Origin of the sequence: Endozoicomonas sp. (genome assembly GCF_031844845.1) — a bacterium.
Classification (GTDB): domain Bacteria; phylum Pseudomonadota; class Gammaproteobacteria; order Pseudomonadales; family Endozoicomonadaceae; genus Endozoicomonas.
On the sequence record NZ_JAVRMB020000092.1, the window covers coordinates 1 to 4692 of the forward strand.

Genomic DNA, 4692 nt, shown 5'->3' on the forward strand with positions numbered 1-4692 from the left:
CAGGCCCAGTCAAACATGGTTCTCGGGGACTCGGTCAGCCGGAAGTCCCGGGTCTGGAAATCGCGGTAGAACTCGCTAATCATATCCACCACATCTTCAGGCAGCTGTTTGACGTTACGCATATGGTCCAGAATGTATTCAGACTCGTAATGCATGCTGTTTTCTTTACGGGCCAGAATAATAACAAAGTGGCTGGCGGTGGGCAGTTGCCCCTGGGCACCCCAGCTCACCGGTTTAATCTTTTCCCGCAGCTGTGGGTTCTGGATAACCAGAAACTTCCAGGGCTCAAACCCAAAAGAGCTGGGTGAAAGGCGAGCGGCCTCCATAATAAAACCAAAATCTTCATCCGGAATTTTTCTGGTTGCGTCAAAGCTTTTGCAAGCATGACGGAAGTGGAAAGCATTCAGTATTTGTTTACGCAGTGCAGAGTTCATCGTTTGACCATATACAACAGTAGTCGAACGATAAGTCTAGTTTTATGAGAAGAAAATAGGAAGAATGTATGTGTTAATCGCTCTCCATCAATGGCTGATTCAGGCAGGAAAATGCTAATGCGAACATTACAGGATATTGACTGGAATTCCTGGCAGGGAAAAGATCCGGCTACCCTGACGTTTATTGTCAAAGATGAGCAGATTCTGCTGATTCGTAAAAAACGTGGATTAGGAGCAGGAAAAATAAATGGTCCGGGAGGGCGCCTTGAGCCCGGTGAAACCATGCTGGAGTGTGCTATTCGTGAGGTTCAGGAAGAACTGTGTATCACACCGGTTGAGCCAGTATTCTGCGGTGAAAATTTATTCCAGTTTGCTGATGGTTACTCCATCCATGTCCACACCTATCTGGCTTATGACTTTGAAGGTACTCCGGCTGAAACCGATGAAGCGATACCATTGTGGTTTCCCCTTGATGGGATTCCCTATGAAGAAATGTGGGCAGACGACATTCTTTGGATACCCGAGATGTTGAAAGGAAATCAGTTCCGGGGGCGTTACCTTTTTGATGGCGACAGGATGCTGGATCATCATCTGGAACTTCTTGATGTTGAAGCTGCAGAAGGAACATAAGGATTTGTCCTGAAATAACTTACCCATTTTGAACTCAGTTTCCGTTCACTCTGAGTGAGGCGCTTTCCGCCTCCCGCTGCCCGTAAAAGTACGCGTCTTATCTTTTTCGGGCGGCGGGCAGCGGGCAGCGGCGGCGAAAACAGGCAAATTATTTAGGGACAAATCCTTAACTCATTCCCACGCTCCGCGTGGGAATGCATAGCCATCCGCAGGTACAGTGCCTGTGGATGGGATGCAGCGCTACCACACAGAGCGTGGGAGCAAGATGTGTAAAATGCCGGTCTGCTTTTTAGCTAACCGGCATTTTATATTTAGATTTTCTATTTCCTCCCTATGCTCATCTAACGATCGCAAGCACAGTTTCCAAGCTTGCCCGTAAGGAGGAGAGCGGGATGTTTTGGAAGACGGCTTATGGAAAAGGCTGGGGGATCGGTGTTTTTCATGGCCTTTGTGGCCGTTCTGATGATCATGTCCTGACACCCATCCCCCACACTGTCATTGTGTACATGGATTGTACACAATCCATCTGGCAGGGATTACCCACAGGATCCCAGGGCCTAAAGGCATAAAATCCAGCCATCAGAAGTCACCTCCCTGTGGATGGATCCTGTACACTCCCTGTACAGGATGACAGTGCGGAGTAAAAATGAAGTGTGCTGTTTAGCAACGGTTTTGATACATGACCGTATCACTGTGCAGTAGCCCATGCTGGCTTACTGTCAGGGCGATAGAATCGGATGTACGTTCGTTGTAAATTATCTGGTTTTTGCACGACATCAGGTTTCCTAAACAATGGGTACCGTGAATTTATAGAACATTAAGCATTTATATCAGTGCGATTTGTATAGCGTATAGTTACCTAATATTATTGTTTTTGTATGATCGTGCACCCGCCTCTATCGCCCGGGCTTACTGTTTATCTCCGGAAGAGCCGGCTAACTGTTTTTTTTCGTAGATTTTTTTCCAATTGTTACATGCCTTTGTTGCAATGCGGAAAGTAAACTGTTCATCCTTGTTTTGCATCTTTTTAGAACGATTTGTTTTTATAAAATAATCAAGCCAATCAGCAAGCATACTAATTTTACTATCATATGTTGTTTTACCATTTTGGTAATAATTAAATATGTGTTTAAGCGCGGAGGTCAAAAAATTAAAAACAAATGGATCTGGCACATCCGGTGCCGCATCTTTAAATTCACAAAGAGTATTGATGGCCTCACAATTGATAGGAATCTTCTGGTAAGCAAGCTCTACCACCCAGTCCCTCCACGCCATACATGCCATTGATAACCATCTGTCTCTTTGACCTGAATCCAGGATAAAGATAAAGTCATAATTTCGGGAGAAAGTACTCCTGAAAGAGGCCATTAGTTTCGTAACAGGGGAAAGCCTGTCTTTATGGAGCATATTGAACCTGTTTGGACTTTGCATGGCATTCTCGTATTTATTAAAAACTGTTTGAAATAATTCTGTGTACAATATTTTTTCATAACCATTAATTCGTATTATTTTTTTATTGTCGAAGGCCTCTTTTCCGCCTACATTTTCGAACATTTGTTTAAGCAAGTAAGCAGCCTCATAATAATTTCTCGTGGTTCGCAGTTGGGTCGCATGGTGAATTTCTTTCAGAAAATGCTCCGGTTTCATTGCTTCAGGGCGTATTTCTTTTTTTGTGGCAGGGTCTATATAGGTTTTATTTTTAAATGAATTTTTCGGGTAAGTAGAAAAACTTATTGTTTGACATAAGGGCTCAGTTTTTTCTGTCGGTTTGGTCAATGAAAGAGGTTCACTGTGTGTTTTTGTTTCAGCCTCGGCAGGTTTTTTGTTAACAGTAGTTACCCAGGAAGCAGCCCTGGGATGTTCCACAGTTTTTTCAGTATCACTGTTTGCCTCACGATGGATTTCCGTTTGTTTTTCTCGGGAAGAGGCAGGTAATTGCTCTGTTGGATGTTTTATTTTCCAATTGTTGCACGACAATTTCAAATCATTCCAGAGAGTTTCATCATGTTCCATAAGCCTGAGACCTTTTTTTTCTAAATCATCAACCCAGTCCGTAAGCCTGTGAATGTCACCATCATCATCTGTTGTTCTACACATTCCTTGATTGAATAAATTTTTAAGAACCTTAATCAGTGCAATAAAAGTATCTTCGTCTCGAATACCCGGTGCAACAGATTTTAAATCATTAAGTTTTTTTATGTCATGAGCATTGAGGCTGAATTTTTCCTTATAACACTTTACAAGCCAGTCCTTCCACGCCAGACATGTCATTGTCCTCCAGTGCGGCCTTGTTACCTCTTCTTTTAAAATAAAGGTGAAATCATGATTTTGTAGAAATTTATCCCGCATTTTCTCCATTTCCTGAGAAACAGTAGGTGTACCGGGTTTTTCTTTATTTTGCAAAGCAGTATCATGCACTGCAAATACTGGTTTGAATAATTTTTCGTACATCAGCGCCCTGAACTTTTCAATCCTTTTTTCCAATGGAGTCGTTTTGGCGCGATATTTTATGCCTGTGTTTATATACAGTTGAGATAGTAAGAAACCAGATTCAAAAAAACCTTCTGGAGTTTCTTTTTGACTGGTTACGGCAATTGCACTTAATAGCTGCTCAGGGTTCATATCTTCAGGCGGTAGGTGGTTGTCTGAATAGGTATTAGCTTTAAATGGATTCTTCGGGTTAGTGGAGAAACTCAATTTACTGGGTAACGACTTGGTTTCTGCAGAAGAAATCGTCATCTTTTCCGGGCTAACCACTGTTGTTTCGGGAATGGGAGAGCCTGACCGTGAAGTCAGGGAAGTGGCTGAATATGCTCCTTGCCTGAATTCAGATTGACGTTCAGCCCCCCCCCGTTGACTCATCGGACCTTGTCCGCTGGCAGGCCCAACTGAATAGGAATGGAAATTCGTTTGAGGCCTCACGTTAGTCCGGTTATCAATAGCATCTCGTGGCTCTTGTGTATTCTGGTTTATTTCCTGAGAATGATGCGTTGCAGGATCAGATCCAGTTACCATGACGCTTCCTCTTTATTAAGTTATTAAGAGCTCGGACAATGTTTCGTTAAGTAGTTGACCATTTGTTTTCACATAAACTGACTGTTCGATTAGTAAGAAAATGACGGACCTTGGTTGGCTGGAGGTTAGCTTGAATTATTTGGTAAAATACACCCAGTCATATTTCAGTCGGATCTCTGTGCAACAGAAGGGTTTAGCTTATATTTCTGATCATTCGATCGAAAATATTCGATTACATTTGGTTAACTACGTAACGAGTTAGACAAGTAAAAAGTCAAAAAGATCGCAAAATAGACGATTTTTTTTCAACATCCACTTGTATCCTCTTACAATCCGCTTCAATTTCTTGTCTCTTAGGAATTGTCCTTTAATAAATTCCACATTCGGTGTTTGTCAATATTATTATCCACCAACTCTGCTGTCATCCTGTACAGGGATTGTACAGGATCCATCTCACAGGGATGTGAACGCTCTGGCCGATGGCTATCCCTGCCAGGTGGATTGTGTACAGTCCATGTACACAATGACAGAGAGCGTAACGTGACTCGACGGCTGGCTATCCCTGCCGGATGGATTGTGTACACGATGGCAGTGATTCTCCCCACCCACTGTC

General features: G+C 42.9%; 4 protein-coding genes. 2 read left to right on the plus strand and 2 right to left on the minus strand.

The genetic code is table 11. From position 1 onward, the window contains the following. Positions 1-434: NAD(P)H-dependent oxidoreductase (locus RM811_RS04165; RefSeq protein ID WP_402521046.1), on the minus strand; the 434-nt coding region annotated here is incomplete at its 3' end. Positions 435-551: 117 nt separating this feature from the next. On the opposite strand from RM811_RS04165, the gene RM811_RS04170 reads away from it, so the two are divergent. Next, positions 552-1064, plus strand: a complete 513-nt coding sequence (locus RM811_RS04170) for an 8-oxo-dGTP diphosphatase (protein WP_402521048.1) — start codon at positions 552-554, stop codon at positions 1062-1064. Between the two features lie 392 nt (positions 1065-1456). Further along, on the plus strand, positions 1457-1633 hold the full coding sequence (locus RM811_RS04175; RefSeq protein WP_402521050.1) for a hypothetical protein: 177 nt from the start codon (positions 1457-1459) through the stop codon (positions 1631-1633). 340 nt (positions 1634-1973) lie between these two features. Here RM811_RS04175 and RM811_RS04180 read toward each other — a convergent pair whose 3' ends face one another. Next, positions 1974-4079, minus strand: coding sequence for a hypothetical protein (locus RM811_RS04180; RefSeq protein WP_402521052.1), 2106 nt, complete (start codon positions 4077-4079; stop codon positions 1974-1976). Between the last annotated feature and the right edge of the window lie 613 nt (positions 4080-4692).

Bases quoted from the DNA above. Each gene is read 5' to 3' on its own strand.
- RM811_RS04170 (WP_402521048.1), top strand. From the start codon at position 552: ATGCGAACATTACAGGATATTGACTGGAATTCCTGGCAGGGAAAAGAT.
- RM811_RS04180 (WP_402521052.1), bottom strand. From the start codon at position 4,079: ATGGTAACTGGATCTGATCCTGCAACGCATCATTCTCAGGAAATAAAC.
- RM811_RS04175 (WP_402521050.1), top strand. From the start codon at position 1,457: ATGTTTTGGAAGACGGCTTATGGAAAAGGCTGGGGGATCGGTGTTTTT.